Source organism: Phenylobacterium sp. (assembly GCF_036963605.1).
In the GTDB taxonomy this organism is placed as follows: Bacteria; Pseudomonadota; Alphaproteobacteria; order Caulobacterales; family Caulobacteraceae; genus Phenylobacterium.
On the sequence record NZ_JBALUY010000078.1, the window covers coordinates 1 to 14,905 of the forward strand.

General features: G+C 67.3%; 18 protein-coding genes, 1 other RNA gene and 1 pseudogene. 6 read left to right on the forward strand and 14 right to left on the reverse strand.

The window, feature by feature from the left end:
* The 10 genes and pseudogenes from mraW to V7702_RS13880 form a co-directional block, all read right to left on the reverse strand.
* A partial coding sequence (gene mraW / locus V7702_RS13835; protein ID WP_335650683.1) for a 16S rRNA (cytosine(1402)-N(4))-methyltransferase occupies nucleotides 1-455 on the reverse strand: 455 nt, incomplete at its 3' end.
* On the reverse strand, nucleotides 452-919 hold the full coding sequence (locus V7702_RS13840) for a division/cell wall cluster transcriptional repressor MraZ (protein ID WP_335650684.1): 468 nt from the start codon (nucleotides 917-919) through the stop codon (nucleotides 452-454). The genes V7702_RS13840 and mraW, both read right to left, overlap by 4 nt.
* 268 nt (nucleotides 920-1,187) lie before the next feature.
* Nucleotides 1,188-1,584, reverse strand: an RNA gene (rnpB, locus tag V7702_RS13845) — RNase P RNA component class A.
* A 44-nt stretch (nucleotides 1,585-1,628) separates the two neighbouring features.
* Nucleotides 1,629-1,886, reverse strand: coding sequence for a hypothetical protein (locus V7702_RS13850; RefSeq protein WP_335650700.1), 258 nt, complete (start codon nucleotides 1,884-1,886; stop codon nucleotides 1,629-1,631).
* Nucleotides 1,887-1,969: 83 nt separating this feature from the next.
* Nucleotides 1,970-2,236: pseudogene (locus V7702_RS13855) on the reverse strand (FMN-binding negative transcriptional regulator); the annotation flags it as partial.
* Nucleotides 2,236-2,955, reverse strand: coding sequence for an N-acetylmuramoyl-L-alanine amidase (locus tag V7702_RS13860; protein ID WP_335650685.1), 720 nt, complete (start codon nucleotides 2,953-2,955; stop codon nucleotides 2,236-2,238). The gene V7702_RS13860 and the pseudogene V7702_RS13855, both read right to left, overlap by 1 nt.
* 4 nt (nucleotides 2,956-2,959) lie before the next feature.
* On the reverse strand, nucleotides 2,960-3,853 hold the full coding sequence (locus V7702_RS13865) for a DMT family transporter (RefSeq protein WP_335650686.1): 894 nt from the start codon (nucleotides 3,851-3,853) through the stop codon (nucleotides 2,960-2,962).
* An 88-nt stretch (nucleotides 3,854-3,941) separates the two neighbouring features.
* A complete protein-coding gene (locus V7702_RS13870) occupies nucleotides 3,942-5,087 on the reverse strand; it encodes an acyl-CoA dehydrogenase family protein (protein ID WP_335650687.1) in 1,146 nt (381 codons plus the stop codon).
* A gap of 15 nt (nucleotides 5,088-5,102) precedes the next feature.
* A complete protein-coding gene (locus V7702_RS13875) occupies nucleotides 5,103-5,516 on the reverse strand; it encodes an endonuclease domain-containing protein (protein ID WP_335650688.1) in 414 nt (137 codons plus the stop codon).
* A gap of 51 nt (nucleotides 5,517-5,567) precedes the next feature.
* Nucleotides 5,568-6,770: an acyl-CoA dehydrogenase family protein gene (locus tag V7702_RS13880; protein WP_335650689.1), complete on the reverse strand. Its 1,203-nt coding sequence runs from the start codon at nucleotides 6,768-6,770 to the stop codon at nucleotides 5,568-5,570.
* Nucleotides 6,771-6,950: 180 nt separating this feature from the next.
* Between V7702_RS13880 and V7702_RS13885 the strand changes: the two genes are divergently transcribed.
* Entirely contained in the window at nucleotides 6,951-7,682 is a 732-nt protein-coding gene (locus tag V7702_RS13885) for an endonuclease/exonuclease/phosphatase family protein (RefSeq protein WP_335650690.1), read from the forward strand.
* On the opposite strand, the gene V7702_RS13890 is transcribed toward V7702_RS13885, so the two are convergent.
* Together V7702_RS13890 and V7702_RS13895 are read right to left on the reverse strand one after the other, a co-directional pair.
* Entirely contained in the window at nucleotides 7,646-9,157 is a 1,512-nt protein-coding gene (locus V7702_RS13890; protein ID WP_335650691.1) for a phospholipase D-like domain-containing protein, read from the reverse strand. The two genes, V7702_RS13885 and V7702_RS13890, sit on opposite strands and share 37 nt — an antisense overlap.
* Before the next feature lie 149 nt (nucleotides 9,158-9,306).
* Entirely contained in the window at nucleotides 9,307-9,672 is a 366-nt protein-coding gene (locus V7702_RS13895; RefSeq protein ID WP_335650692.1) for a hypothetical protein, read from the reverse strand.
* A gap of 202 nt (nucleotides 9,673-9,874) precedes the next feature.
* On the opposite strand from V7702_RS13895, the gene V7702_RS13900 reads away from it, so the two are divergent.
* The 3 genes from V7702_RS13900 to V7702_RS13910 all read left to right on the forward strand — a co-directional run bounded on the left by V7702_RS13900 (nucleotide 9,875) and on the right by V7702_RS13910 (nucleotide 11,227).
* Nucleotides 9,875-10,081: a DUF1289 domain-containing protein gene (locus V7702_RS13900; protein WP_335650693.1), complete on the forward strand. Its 207-nt coding sequence runs from the start codon at nucleotides 9,875-9,877 to the stop codon at nucleotides 10,079-10,081.
* Nucleotides 10,082-10,202: 121 nt separating this feature from the next.
* Nucleotides 10,203-10,715: a TIGR02281 family clan AA aspartic protease gene (locus V7702_RS13905; RefSeq protein ID WP_335650694.1), complete on the forward strand. Its 513-nt coding sequence runs from the start codon at nucleotides 10,203-10,205 to the stop codon at nucleotides 10,713-10,715.
* On the forward strand, nucleotides 10,712-11,227 hold the full coding sequence (locus tag V7702_RS13910; protein WP_335650695.1) for a GNAT family N-acetyltransferase: 516 nt from the start codon (nucleotides 10,712-10,714) through the stop codon (nucleotides 11,225-11,227). The genes V7702_RS13905 and V7702_RS13910 overlap by 4 nt, the downstream gene beginning before the upstream one ends.
* A 2-nt stretch (nucleotides 11,228-11,229) precedes the next feature.
* Here V7702_RS13910 and dusA read toward each other — a convergent pair whose 3' ends face one another.
* Together dusA and V7702_RS13920 are read right to left on the reverse strand one after the other, a co-directional pair.
* Nucleotides 11,230-12,234, reverse strand: coding sequence for a tRNA dihydrouridine(20/20a) synthase DusA (dusA, locus tag V7702_RS13915; protein ID WP_335650696.1), 1,005 nt, complete (start codon nucleotides 12,232-12,234; stop codon nucleotides 11,230-11,232).
* Between the two features lie 89 nt (nucleotides 12,235-12,323).
* On the reverse strand, nucleotides 12,324-12,584 hold the full coding sequence (locus V7702_RS13920; RefSeq protein WP_335650697.1) for a hypothetical protein: 261 nt from the start codon (nucleotides 12,582-12,584) through the stop codon (nucleotides 12,324-12,326).
* 127 nt (nucleotides 12,585-12,711) lie between these two features.
* Between V7702_RS13920 and ccoN the strand changes: the two genes are divergently transcribed.
* Both ccoN and ccoO read left to right on the forward strand, forming a co-directional pair.
* Nucleotides 12,712-14,361 carry a cytochrome-c oxidase, cbb3-type subunit I gene (ccoN, locus tag V7702_RS13925; protein ID WP_335650698.1) on the forward strand — a complete coding sequence of 550 codons (1,650 nt, stop codon included), beginning with the start codon at nucleotides 12,712-12,714 and terminating at the stop codon, nucleotides 14,359-14,361.
* 9 nt (nucleotides 14,362-14,370) lie between these two features.
* The coding region (gene ccoO, locus V7702_RS13930; protein ID WP_335650699.1) for a cytochrome-c oxidase, cbb3-type subunit II at nucleotides 14,371-14,905 on the forward strand (535 nt) is incomplete at its 3' end.

Genomic DNA, 14,905 nt, shown 5'->3' on the forward strand with positions numbered 1-14,905 from the left:
CGGGACTTCTTTTCCTCGCCATAGACAAAGAGAATGCGGGCCAGATCCTCAGGCTCGGCGGTGTTGACCAGATCGGCGGCGGTTTCGCCCCGATCGCCCATGCGCATGTCCAGGGGGCCGTCACGCAGGAAGGAGAAGCCGCGATCAGCCTCATCCAGCTGCATGGACGAAACGCCCAGGTCCAGGGCCACGCCGTCGGCGCCGCCCTCCCCCAGAACCTCGTCCATCTCCGAGAACCGCGCACAGACCAGGGTGAAGGTCTCGGCCGGCAGATCGGCGGCGAAGCGGGCGGCGGTGGGATCGCGGTCGAAGCCGGTCACCTTGGCGCCAGCCGCCAGGAAGGCTCGGGCGTAGCCGCCGGCCCCGAAGGTGCCATCGACTACAACGTCGCCCGGGGCGATGGCCAGGGCCGCGACCACTTCATCAAGCAGGACGGGAAGATGTGGCGCGATCATGAGGCGACACCCAGGCGGGCGGCGCGCTGGTCGGCGCGCATCTTGGCCAGACCCTCACGGGCCAGTTCGCGCTGGGCGGCGCGATGGGCCTGGAAGGCTTCGCGCTCCCAGATCTGGAAACGATCGCCCAGGCCGACCATGACGACCCAGTCTGTCAGGCCGAACAGATCACACAGGGTTTCGGGCAGGGTCACCCGGCCAGCGGTGTCGAAGGACAGGCGCGCCATGCCGCCGAGCACGGAAACCTCCAGCGCCGAGCGCAGGGGATCGCCGAACTCAAGCTCTTCGATCAGGCCGTTGTAGCGATCGAACAGCGCCTTGCCGCCGCCCTCGATGCAGTCGGCCTCGATGGAGGGGAAACAGACGACGCCGTCGAAAGGCCCCGAGACGAGAGCGCGGAACTCCTGCGGCACCACGAGGCGCCGCTTGGCATCCAGCTGCTTCTCGAAGGTCGAGACAAACATTCGCGCCCGACACCCTCTCCCGCGACCGCCGCCGGTCGCCATCCCCACCAACCCGCGCCCAGGCCGCACGGGGGCTCGCCAGCCTCAGCGAACAGGAATTGGGTTAACATGGGATGGATTGGGTCGCAATGACTCTAGCGCTCAGAATCCCCAGAATACAAAGATGTCGCATCTTTATTATGGTTAACGCGCGTAAACACTCCACAGAACATACATGGAACATGTTAAGTATACTTGGGATTGAACGCTTTGGCTGGGGATGGGAGAGCGGATCAGACGGCCTATAAGCCGGGTTCTGTGCCACCCGATCCAAGGCGAACCCTGGAGCCGGATGCGGCGACCATTCCTCTGGACCGGCCCTTGCGGGACGGTTCTCGCGACCAACCCGGACGCCTCGGGCCAACGACGGCCCTACCGGCTTGCGCCGGCGCGGAATCCCTATTCGGTCTTGCTCCTGGCGGGGCTTGCCGTGCCGTCGACGTCGCCGCCAACGCGGTGCGCTCTTACCGCACCCTTTCACCCTTACCCCTCATGAAAAGAGGCGGTTTGCTTTCTGTGGCGCTTTCCCTGGGGTCGCCCCCGGCGGGCGTTACCCGCCGCCATGTCGTCGTGGAGCCCGGACTTTCCTCGACCGCCGAAGCGGCCGCGGCCGCCCAGCCGTCTGATCCGCGGCGATCAGTGGGCGCACCACCGGCCGCGGTCAAGGGTGTCAATCGGTGGGAATACGTCCCATCGCCTGGGCGATCGGGTGATCCCCCAGCGCCGCGGCGACCCGGGCCTGCTCATCGGCCGCCTTGTTCTGTGAGAGCTTGAACGTGCCTTCCAGGCGATGAGGCCGCAGCCGGAAGCCCTGGATGCCGGCCAGCATCGCCTCGAAGCGACCCGGCGACATCTTGTGGCGCGTCCAGGGGGTCTTGGGCGCGAGCCTGGCTTCTTCCTGAGCCGACAGTTCGTCCAGCAACGCCACAAGCCCGGACTCATCGAGGGGGGCACCTCACCTTCAGCCTCGACGCTAAGGTAGTTCCAGGTCGGGACCTGATCGGCCTGCGCATACCAGTCGGGGCTCACATAGGCGTCCGGTCCCTGGGAAACCGCCAGGGCCGAAGCGCCCCTGGCGAAAACCATCGTCAGGGCGTTGTTGCGCGACAGGTGGAAGTCCAGGGCGATCCCCTCCCCGTCCCGACGCACGACCATCGGCGCATGGGCGACCCGAAGCCGGGCCTCGCTGACGGCGAACAGGGCCATCAGCGGATAGACTGCGAGGTGGGCAAGAACGGCATCGACGTCCACCACCCGGAAGGGCGTGGCCGGATGCATCAGGCCTGGGCCCGCAGGAGCGCGATCAGCCGCGCCCGGGTCTCACCATCGGCGATCCCGTCGACCAGATGGGGCCGCCAGTGTCGCTGGAAGGCGCTGACCACAGTCGTGGTGGCGGCGTCGAACTGGCCCGACGGCGGGCACTCATAGCCCAGCCGCGTCAGCCCGGCCTGGAAGGCGAACACTCCGGCGCCATCCTCGCCTTCGGCCAGGGGCGCGCCGGGCGCTGGGTCGGGCTCCACCCACAGGCCGTGGCCAGCCTCCGCCAGGGCCTTCCAGGGAAAGAGCTCACCGGGATCGATCTTGCGGGCCGGCGCCACGTCGGAATGGGCGATGATGTCACCATCGGCGATCATCCAGCGGGTGCGGATATCGGCGGTGAGCGCGATCACGGCGGCGATCTGGGCGTCCGGAAACGGCCGGTAGCCGAACTCATGGCCGGGATTGACGATCTCGATGCCGATGGAGCGGCCATTGATGTCGCGCTCGCCCTTCCAGAACGAGACGCCGGCGTGCCAGGCCCGGCGCTCTTCCGCCACCAGGGTGAAGATGCGGCCATCCTCCTCCACCACATAGTGGGAGCTGACCTTGGCCTCGGGGTCGCGCAGACGGGCGATGGCGGCCTCGCCGCTTTCCATCCCCGTATAGTGCATGACGAGGATGTCCGGCGGGCCGGGGCGTTCGTTGAAGTTGGGCGACGGGGCGGGGATGATGTCCATGGCCCTATTCGGCGCGATTTCGCCAGGCGAGCAAGAGGGGGGCGACCTGATTGGGCCTCAGCGCGATGATCAGGACGCCCGCCAAAGCCACCGCCGTGCCGATGGCCATCTTCGGTCCGAACGGGTCGCTCATGATCAGCACGCCCAGCGCGATGGTGGCCAGCGGCGTCATCAGGGTCAGCGGCGAGATCAGATTGGCCTCATAGCGCTGGATCAGGCCGTAATATGCGGTGTGGGCGGCGACCGAGACGACGACGGCGGAGAAAACCACCGCCGCCACGAAGGGCCAGCCGGCGGCGAAACCGGCCTCGACCTGGCCCGGCTCCAGCCAGAGCGAAAGCGCCGCCAGGGGCCAGAAGGAGGCGAAGCCCACCCAGGCCTGGAACTGCAGCGGGCGCACCCCGCCCATCTGCTTCATCATCACCGCGCCCAGGGAGCCCAGGAAGGCGGCGGCGACCACGAACAGCAGCCCCGTGGAAACCACGAAGCCGCCCGGATCCCACATGACCACCAAGGCGCCGGCCAGGGTGAGCGAGATGCCGATGCCGCGGCGCCAGCGCACCCGCTCCCCCAGCATGACCATGGACAGCACGGTGGTGATCGGCACGCCCACCTGGATGACCACGGCGGCGGCCGAGGCCGTGGCGGTCTGCAGGCCGATGAACAGCAGGGCGAAGTTGCCGCCCCCCATCAGCAGGGCCACCACCAGCAACCGCCAGCGGGGCCGGGGCATGGGGAACAGCCAGGGCAGCGTGATCAGCGCCACCAGGGCGAAGCGCACGGCGGCGTAGAACAGCGGCGGCACGGCCAGGTCGGCCACCACGAATTTCGAGATGATGTTGTTGGTCGCCCAGACCAGACAGACAAGGACGATCAGAGCGAAGTCACGCAGGGCCATGGCTGGGCCTTAAGCCCGCTTCCCCCACCTGGAGCAAGTCAAATGCGCGCCGCCCGGCAATGAGCCGGACGGCGCGCATCGGTTCAACTCAGGCCGCCTTGCCGAAGGACAGGGCCTCATAGCGGGCCAGATGGTGGTCGGTGGAGCCGAAGACCCCCTCGATCATGGTGGCGCGCTTGAAATAGTGGCCGATGGCCATTTCGTCGGTCATCCCCATGCCGCCATGCAACTGGATGGCGTTCTGGCCGACGAACTTGCAGGCCTTGCCGATCTGCACCTTGGCCGCCGAAACGGCCTTGGCGCGGACCTCGGCCTCGTCGCCGAGATGGATATTGGCCATGTAGGTCATCGAGATCGACTGCTCGAGCTGGATGAACATGTCGACCATCCGGTGCTGTAGCACCTGGAAGGACGAGATCGGCGCGCCGAACTGCTTGCGGGTGCGGGTATATTCCACCGTGCCTTCCTGCAGGCGGCGAAGCACCCCACAGGCCTCGGCGCAGGTGGCGGCGATCGCCTCATCCATCACCTTTTCCACCAGGGGCAGGCCATGGCCCTCCGCGCCGATCAGGGCGTCGACGCCGACCGAGACATTCTCGAAGGTCACTTCGGAAGCCCGCTGGCCGTCGACTGTGGGATAGTCCCGCGTGGTGACGCCCTTGGCGGTCTTGTCCACCAGGAAGACCGAGACGCCCTGCGCATCGCGCTGGCCGCCGCCGGTGCGGGCAGTGACGATCAGGTGGGTCGCCCAGGGCGCGCCGATGACCACCGACTTCTGGCCGTTGATCACATAGCCCGTGCCGTCCTTGACGGCCGTGGTCTTCAGGTCCTGCCAGGTGTAGCGGGCCTGGGGCTCGGCATAGGCGAAGGCGAAGATGGCCTCGCCGGCGATGATCTTCTCGATCAGGTCCGGGGCGGCGCCATGGCCGGAATGCTTCAGGAAGCCGCCGCCGATCACCACCGTGCCCATATAGGGCTCGACGACGAGGGCTTTGCCGAACTCCTCCATGACGACCATGTTGTCCACCGGGCCGCCGCCCAGGCCGCCCAGCTCTTCTGAGAACGGCGCGCCGAGAATGCCGAGCTCTTCGGCGAAGGCCTTCCAGACCTCCGGCCGCCAACCGGCCTCGCTCTTGATCGCCGCCCGGCGGGCGTCGAAGGCGTAGTGGTCAGCCAGATAGCTGGCGACCGTGTCGCGCAGCATCGACTGTTCGTCTGTGAAGCTGAAGTCCATGGAGAAATCTCCTTTTCAGAGCCCCTCCCCCTTGCGGGGAGGGGTTGGGGTGGGGGTGTCAGCGCCGAGCGCTGTGATGATCTGTTCAAGCACCGAAGACATGTCGCCGAAGACCTGGTCGTTGGAGATGCGCAAGGTCCGGTAGCCGCGGGATGCGAACCAGGCCTCCCGGTCTGCGTCCCGCGCCGCCGCTTCGGGCCGGCGATGGACACCACCATCGACCTCAACCACCAATCGCGCCTGGTGACAGACAAAGTCGGCCACATAGGCGCCAATCGGCGCTTGGCGCCGGAAGTAGGGTATTGGCTCCAGACGCCGCAGCGCCTGCCAGAGCCGGGCCTCGGCCGCCGTCGGCGCCTTGCGCATCCGCCGGGCGGCGCGCTCTGCGCGTTCCGACTTGTGCAAGACGCCAGGCGTTCGCGCGGTCACCCCCACCCCCAGCCCCTCCCCGCAAGGGGGAGGGGTTCTCCAGTGCTCACATCAGAGACCCAGAACCATCTTGGCGATGATGTTGCGCTGGATCTCGTTGGAGCCGCCATAGATCGAGGTCTTGCGGCCGTTGAAATACTCGCCGGCCACGCCCTGGGCGTAGTCGGGGCCGACATTGGCGTTGTGGCCGAGATCGCGGAGGAAGGGCGCGCCGTAGTGGCCGGCGGCCTCCAGGGCCAGTTCCTGCAGGCGCTGCTGGATCTCGGTGCCCTTGATCTTGAGAATCGAGGATTCAGGGCCTGGTCCCTTGCCGCTGGACTCGCCAGCCAGGGTGCGAAGCTCGGTGAACTCCAGCGCCGTCAGGTCGATCTCGAGTTCGGCCAGCTTGCGCTTGAAAAAGGTGTCCGAGAGCAGCGGGCCGCCCAGGTCGCTCTGCTCGGTCCCGGCCATCTCGCGCAGGCGCTCCAGGCCGCGCTTGGAGCGGGCCACGCCGGCGATGCCGGAGCGTTCGTGGGCCAGCAGGGCCTTGGCGCAGGTCCAGCCCTGGTTTTCGTGGAAGATGCGGTTTTCCACCGGCACCTTCACATTGTCGAGGAAGACGTCGTTGACCTCGTGGCCGCCCTCCAGGGTGATGATCGGGCGAACCTCGATGCCGGGGGTCTTCATGTCGATCAGCAGGAAGCTGATGCCGGCCTGCGGCTTCACGTCCGGATCGGTCTTCACCAGGAAGAAGCCCCAGTCGGCGAACTGGCCAAGGGTGGTCCAGGTCTTCTGACCGTTGACGATGTAGTACTCCTTGCCGTCGTCGCCCTTCACCCGCTCGGCGCGCGTCTTGAGCGAGGCGAGATCGGAGCCGGCGCCGGGCTCGGAATAGCCCTGGCACCACCACACTTCGCCATTGTAGATGCCGGGCAGGAACTGCTTCTTCTGCTCCTCGGTGCCGAAGGTGTAGATCACCGGAGCCAGCATGCTGACGCCGAACGGCAGCACCGCGATGGTGTCGGCCCGGGCCTGCTCCTCAGACCAGATGTATTTCTGGGTCGGCGTCCAGTCCGTCCCGCCGAACTCCTTCGGCCACGAGGGCGCCACCCAGCCCTTCTTGGCCAGCACCTTGTGCCAGGCCAGATAATCGTCCTTGCCCAGCGGCTCGCCGCTGTCCTGCTTGGCGCGCAGGTCCTTGGGATAGTTCTCGGCGATGAAGGCGCGGACCTCCTCGCGGAAGGCGGCGTCTTCGGGGGAGAAATCGAGATTCATGGGGCGCTCCCTGGCTGCTCCTGGGCGTGCGGGACGTCGAGCCCGCTCGGGCGCGGACAATAGGCTTCCCCACCCCAAGAGAAAAGATGACGCTAACGTCAACGGAAGAGGAGTCCTGCCGCCAGCCTGACGCTTCGCCATCTTGCCTGAGTCGCCAAGGGCGCGCAGAACACCGGCCGAATGGCCCGCATCCTCACCTACAATGTCCACCGCTGTGTCGGGACTGATCGCCGCCTCGATGTCGGTCGGATCGCCGACGTCATCGCCGCCCTGGAGCCTGACATCGTCGCCCTGCAGGAGCTGGACGTCGGCCGAATGCGCACAAACGGGGTCGATCAGGCCCACGAGATCGCCCGGCGGCTGGAGATGGCCTTCCACTTCCATCCGGCGATGAAGGTGGAGGAGGAGCTTTACGGCGACGCCATCCTGACCCGCCATCCAGAGCGGAAGATCCGGTCCGCCGCCCTGCCCGGCCATGCGCGGGTCTCTCAGCTGGAGCCCCGAGGCGCCCTATGGGTAGCGGTGAATCTGGAGGGGCGCGAGGTGCAGGTGTTCAACACCCATCTCGGCCTCGTGCCCCGGGAGCAGCAGAATCAGGCCCAGGCCCTGGTGGGATCCAGCTGGCTGGCTCATCCCGACCGACAGGGGCCGACCATCCTGCTCGGCGATTTCAATGTAACCTCAGCCTCGTCGGTATACCGGACCCTGAGCGGCGCCCTGCGACCGGCACGCAAGCACGTGGCCAAACGCTCGCCGTCTGCCACCTTTCCCTCCGTGATGCCGGTCCTGCGGATCGACCACCTGTTCGTCAGCGAGCAGGTGCGGGTGCTCGACGTCTTTGCGCCCTACGACCGCCAGACCCGGGTCGCCTCAGATCACCTGCCCCTGGTGATGGACTTCGAACTTATCTGAGCCGCCGCCCCCGGCCGCCCCTCGGCGACCAGCCGGCTGAGGCGTCGGGACGCCTCGTAGAGACGGTCTCGCCGGCGGAAGATGCGCCAGGAGTCCTCGACGTCGGCGGGATCACCGATATGGAAGGCGGCGATCATGTCCCCCAGCGCGCCCATCTCCTGGGACTTGAGCTTCCGCAGCCGCCCCTCGCGGTTCAGGGCCGTGATAGCGCCGCCCAGGCTGCCATGCTCCTGCCGGGCCTTGGCCACAGCCTCCCCGGTATAGCCCATGAAATGGCCGATCAGCCGGTTGCGCAGGGCTGCGATGCTGCGCCGGTTCAGATCGCCGTCGGCCTCCACGGCCAGTTCGCACTCGGTGTCGAAGCCGCCCGATCGGTTGTTCAGATTTGCCGAGCCGACCCGCGCCAAGCGGTCGTCCACCACCGTGACCTTCGAATGCACGATGATCGGCTGCCCAGACGGCGTGACCGGCCAATAGGCGTGGAAGCGGCCAAAGATGTCGGCGGCGTTCAGTCGCCACAGCATGTTGGACCTGGCCCGGTCCATGGTCAGCTGGTCGAACCAGCTCGGACTCTGGGCGGTGGAGATCAGCACCACCTCTGGACCGTCGGGCTCCAGCAGGCGCGCGGCCAGGGCCTCGGCATAGATGGGCGAGGTGAAATACTGGTTCTCCAGATAGATCACGTCCCGAGCCTCGGCGATGGAGGTCAGGGTCAGGCGCCGGATCTCGTCGGTCATGGCCTCGCCCTTCCAGGCGGGCGCCGTGCGGGCGATCGCGACCTCAATGTCGAGCATGTGGGCTGGGACCCGCTGGGGCCAGGGGTCGCCGACGGCCGGCGCGGCCTTTGGCACCACCTCGCCCGCCGAGCGCCGCCAGCGCATACGGAACAGGTCTCCCAGGGCCTCGGCCGCCGCGCCGTCGACCATCATCATCACCTCATGGCGAGGAGCATGACACTCCTGGTCAGGCATGATGCGGCGCTGGTCGCCATCCAGGTGGCCAGCGGTGTCCCAGCGGTCCACGCAGATGTCGCCGCCGCCGCAAAGGGCGATGGCGTCGTCCACCACCAGCACCTTCTGGTGATGACAGGCGCCCAGGGGCACGGACTCATCAAGGCGTAACTGGACGGTCGTGTTGTGGAACCAGCGCTTGGCCCGGTGGGGGAAGAAGTTCTGGCTGGCGCTGATCGGCAGGGCCGACTTCCAGATCAGCAGGCGGATATCGAGATCCGGACGCCGCCTGGCCAGCTCCACAAGGACCCGGCCCACCTCATCGGGATCGTCGGGGCCGTCGAAGCCGTCGGGCGACAGGCGCGTGCGGGGATCGAAGCCCCAACCGAGCAGATAGATCGACCGCTGCGCCTTGGGGAGGATCTCCGCAAGCGCGTTGAAGTACGCCTCGGTGTCGACAAGGAACGCGGCGCGTCCTGCGTGCTCGCGCCGCCAGCAGGTCTCTCCTGGGGTAAGAATGCTCATCGCCTCCGGCATGCACGGCCAAGGCCATCGGCGCAAGAAGGCGTGGGCTCAAGCCTTGGTTCCCCCGCCTTGGCCAACAAAAAAGCGGGCGCGCCTCGTGGGGGAAGGCGCGCCCGAGGGACAGGCGACAGCTTGGAAGGTCGGAAAGATCAGTCGGCGGACGGAGCGGTCGCCTTGGCGGCCTTCACGCTCTCCTCGCCGCCCAGCCACACCTGGCAGGGGCCGCTGACTTCCTGACGGATTTCGAACTGGATCTTTTCATCACTGGAGCGCGCCTGCCGGTTGGCGCGGCTGCGCTCGCTCTTGGCCCGCTCGAGGACACGGGAAGTGCGGCCGTAGGCCTGGTCGCGCAGCATGTCGTCGATGGCGGCGGTGTCCAGATCGGCCATCTCGGCCTTGGCCAGCGCGCGGCAGCGGGTGGCTTCCAGGAACTCTGTGTCCTTGAGCTCGGCGGCGGTGGCCGAACCGGCGGTGACGAGCGCGGCGGCGGAAAGAACAATGGCGGCGAAGTTCATGGCGTTTCTCCCTTGAAATCAATGATCATAAATTGAGATGTTTGGAGACAAACCTCAAATGAACTCTTGGAAAGGAACGCCAAATTCAGATTACATTCAATTCATTCATGTTCATTACTTGTAATTCATGAAACGGCGGTTTTTTGACGCCGCCGAGCCTCAGCCTCTGGCCGGCCTTGGCTGAACCCTTTATGCCTTGGCCATGGCCGCGCCCCCCGCCCCCATCAAGACCCCCTGCATCAAGGTCTGCGTGATCGATGGTCAGTCGTCTCTGTGCCTGGGCTGCTTCAGAACCCTGGCCGAGGTCGCCGGCTGGGCGCGGCTCTCGCCGGAAGACCGCGAGGCGGTGATGGCTGAACTGCCGTCACGCCGCGACCGCATCGCCCCTGAGAAGCTCGCCTTCTTCTAGACCTGCCCAGTCCGGGCGCGCAGCCGCAGCCGATTCACCGGATGCAAACCTGCGCCCCCTTAGTCTCGCCGGACAACAAGGCCGCTAACGGCCGCTATGCCTTTGGTGAGGCGGGTTCGAAATGCTCAAGTTTGCCATGCTGACTCTTGTGGCGGCCGTCTCGGCCGTCGGCGCGGCCCAGACGGTGGTGGCCCTGGATCCGGCCCGCGGCGCCTCGGCCCTGGTCGCGACCCTGCGCGAGGCCCCCGCCCCGGCCCTGCGCCCGGCCGAAGCCGCCGCCATCGCCAAGGCCAGCGATGGCCACTATTGGGCGCAAGGCGACGTCAACGGCGCCAGCGTCCGCTTCCTGGTGGACACCGGAGCCAGCGCCGTGGCCCTGACGCCGGCCGACGCCCAGCGCCTGGGCTTCGACCCCGCCAATCTCGACTATCAGCAAAAGGTCATCACCGCCTCGGGCGAGACCCGGGCGGCCGTCATCCGCCTGGACGCCGTCTCGGTGGCTGGCGCTCGGGTGACCGACGTGGAGGCCCTGGTGATCGAGAAGGGTCTTGAGAGCTCGTTGCTGGGGATGAGCTATCTGGGCCGGCTGAATCGGTTCGAAGCCACCCAGACCTCCCTGATCCTGCGACCGTGACGGACCTTGTCCTGCGCCCCATGACGCCGCAGGACCTGGGCGAGGTCCTGGCCCTGCAGGCCCGGGGCTATCCCGCCGCCCTTCACGATTCCGCCGACGCCTTCCTCAGCCGCATGGCCCTGGCGCCGACGCTCAACCTCGTCGCCCACCAGGGTGAAGACCTGCAGGCCTATCTGATCAGCCATCCCTGGGCGGCGGGGTCACCGCCGCCGGTGGACTCCGTTCTGCCGACCGCGGCGCCTCAGGACTGCTGGTATGTCCACGATCTGTCGGTCGTCGAGGCCGCCCGCGGCCTGGGCCTGGCCCGCCGGCTGCTGATCGCCGGGCGCGATGCGGCCCTGACGCTCGGCCTGACCCGTTCGGAACTGATCGCGGTGGAGGGCGCAGCCCCCTTCTGGCGGCGACAGGGCTGGAGCCTGCCCGCCGTCATCGCCCCGGACCTGGCGGCCAAGGTCGGTGGCTATGGTCCTTCGGCGGTGTTCATGACCTGCGAGGATATCGCGGCGCTTTAGCCTCAGGCCGCGTCGCGGGCCTCGCGGGCCTGGGTCACCGCGGCCAGGGCGGCGTCCACCACCTCAAGACCGGCGCCGGGCCTGACCCCTTCCACCGTCAGGATGCGACGCCAGGCCCGGGCGCCCGGTCGGCCGTGGAACAGGCCCAGCATGTGCCGGCTCATGGCCGCCAGAGGCGTCCCCTCCGCCAGGCGCGCGGCGAGATAGGGGCGGTAGAGCTCCACCGCCATCGCCGAGTCGATCACCTCACCCGCCCCGAACACCTCGGCGTCCGCCGCCCCCAGGATTTCCGGCGTGTGATAGGCCGCCCGGCCCAGCATCACCCCGTCCACGCGTTCCAGGTGGACCTTGGCCGCGGCCAGGTCCGGAACGCCGCCGTTCAGCACGATGGTCAGGTCGGGCCGTTCGCGCTTGAGCCGATAGACCAGTTCATAGTCCAGCGGCGGCACATCCCGGTTCTCCTTGGGCGACAGCCCCTTCAGCCAGGCTTTGCGGGCATGGACCACGAAGGTGCTCACGCCGGCCTGGGCGCAGAGGTCCACCAGGGTGAACAGGCTCTCCTCCGGGTCCTGGTCATCGACGCCGATGCGACACTTGACCGTGGCGGGCACGTCCACCGCCGCCCCGATGGCGGCCATGCATTCGGCCACCAGGGCCGGCTCGCGCATGAGGCAGGCGCCGAACCGGCCGCTCTGCACCCGGTCGGAGGGACAGCCGACATTGAGGTTGATCTCGTCATAGCCGAGGTCGGCGCCGATGCGGGCTGCGGCGGCCAGATCGGCGGGATCGGAACCGCCAAGTTGCAGGGCCACCGGATGCTCGGCGCCGTCATAGCCCAGCAACCGCTCGCGATCCCCATGCAGCACCGCGCCGGTGGTCACCATCTCGGTATAGAGCAGCGCCTGCGTCGACAGCACCCGATGCAGGCTCCGGCAATGCCGGTCCGTCCAGTCCATCATGGGGGCGACGGACAATCGGCGGGTTTGGAAGGCGGGCTGAGGGGGCAAGGGCTCGGAGGGTCAGGCGGGGTCAGGGGGCGATGTCGAGCGCCCTATACACCGGAAGCGCGCCTCTTTCGACCGTAGCCGGCGGGAGGTCAGCGCGCGGAGCCCGCAACCACCCGCAGCGCGCGTAAGCCCTCCGGCGCCAGGAGGCCGGCCCCGGCCAGGGCCAGCATCGGAGCGGCGTAACAGGCGGCGCAGTGGGCCAGCGGCCCTTCGCCGCACATGGCGCCGTAGAGCGCCTCGGTCGAGCGGGCGTGCAGCCAGGCGTATTCGGCGCTGAGCGCGGCGGCGACCCAGGCCGTCAGGCCCGCAATGAGCCGGTTTTCCCGGTCGACCAGGGTTTGGGCGCGCATGATCAGACTCCTCTTTGGCCCTTGATCGCTCAGGCTTCGCCCCTAGGGCCTTGAGATGGATCAAGGCCGGCGAACGGCCCGAACGGCAGAGGTGGCGAACGTCATTCGCACCGAGTCGCTGGGGATCATGAACACATCAATCGCCGGGCAGGATCGGGCGCCGCTCGATGCGCTCCTGCTCTACGCCTTCACCGGCCTCGCCGCCCTGGGGGCGATATTCGCGACGGCCTTCTCCGACGATCGCCTGTTCCGCTTTCACGGCTATCTGCTGATCGGCGCCTTCGTCCTGGCCTTCGGGGTCCTGACCGTGGCGCTGAACTCCGGGCGCCTGCGCAGCTCGGAGAGCCACTATTCAGACGGGGTGATCCGCGCGGGCGTCATCGCCACCATGTTCTGGGCCGTGGTCGGCCTGCTGGTGGGCGTGGTGATCGCCGCCCAGCTGACCTGGCCCAACCTGCTGTACTTCCCCGAGCATGGCTGGCTGAACTTCGGGCGGCTGCGGCCCCTGCATACCTCGGGCGTCATCTTCGCCTTCGGCGGCAACGCCCTGATCGCCACCTCCTTCTATGTGGTCCAGCGGACCTCCAAGGCCCGCCTGGCCGGCGGCGCCTGGCCCTGGTTCGTCTTCTGGGGCTACCAACTGTTCATCGTGCTGGCGGCCACCGGCTATCTGGCCGGCATCACCCAGAGCCGGGAATATGCCGAGCCGGAATGGTATGTGGACCTGTGGCTGACCGTGGTCTGGGTCGCCTATCTGCTGGTCTTCCTGGGCACGCTGTGGAAGCGCAAGGAACCCCACATCTATGTGGCCAACTGGTTCTACCTGGCCTTCATCGTCACCATCGCCCTGCTGCATGTGATCAACAACCTGGCCATGCCGGTCGGGGCCCTGCATCATCGCAGCTATTCCCTGTTCGCCGGCGTCCAGGACGCCCTGACCCAGTGGTGGTACGGCCACAACGCCGTCGGCTTCTTCCTGACCGCTGGCTTCCTGGGGATGATGTACTACTTCGTGCCCAAGCGGGCCGAGCGGCCGGTCTATTCCTACCGCCTGTCGATCGTCCACTTCTGGTCGCTGATCTTCATCTACATCTGGGCCGGTCCCCACCACCTGCACTACACGGCCCTGCCGCAGTGGGCGCAGACGCTGGGCATGACCTTCTCGATCATGCTGTGGATGCCGTCCTGGGGCGGGATGATCAACGGCCTGATGACCCTGTCGGGCGCCTGGGACAAGCTGCGCACCGACCCCGTCATCCGGATGATGGTGGTGGCCATCGCCTTCTACGGCATGTCGACCTTCGAAGGTCCTCTGATGTCGATCCGGGCGGTCAACTCGCTGTCCCACTACACCGACTGGACCATCGGCCACGTGCATTCCGGCGCGCTGGGCTGGGTCGGCTTCATCAGCTTCGGCGCCATGTACTGCATGGTTCCGTGGCTTTGGAAGAAGGACAGCCTGTATTCGAACAAGCTGGTCGAGTGGCACTTCTGGATCGCGACCACCGGCATCCTTCTCTACATCTGCGCCATGTGGGTCTCAGGCATCATGGAAGGCCTGATGTGGCGCGAATACACGTCGCAGGGCTTCCTCGCCAACGCCTTTGTTGAGACCGTGGCGGCCAAGCACGTCGAGAATATCATCCGCACCGTGGGGGGCCTCATGTACCTCTCCGGCGCCCTGATCATGTCCTACAACCTGTGGCGTACGATCCGTCTGCCGAGCCCCGCCTCGCAGCCCGCGGTCACCGCCCCTGCGCTGATCCCGGCCGAATAGGGGGCTCTGATGAAGTCTGTCTGGAACAAGCACGGCGTCCTTGAACGCCGCTCCATCCTCCTGACCGTGGCCATCCTGCTGGTGGTGTCGGTGGGCGGCCTGGTGGAGATCGCCCCGCTCTTCTACCTGGAGAGCACCATCGAGAAGGTCGACGGGGTGCGCCCCTACACGCCCCTCGAGCTGGCCGGCCGGGACATCTACGTCCGCGAGGGCTGCTATACCTGCCACTCGCAGATGGTCCGCCCCCTGCGCGACGAGGTGGAGCGCTACGGCCACTACAGCCTGGCGGCCGAGAGCATGTACGACCACCCCTTCCAGTGGGGGTCCAAACGCACCGGGCCCGACCTCGCCCGGGTCGGCGGCAAGTATTCCGACGCCTGGCACAGCGACCACCTGATCGACCCCCGCTCGGTGGTGCCGGAGTCGGTCATGCCCCCCTACGCCTTCCTGGCGCAGAAGGAGCTGGAGCAGAAGGACGTCCAGGCCAAGCTCGCGGCCATGACCAAGGTCGGCGTCCCCTACACCCAGGACATGATCGACGCCG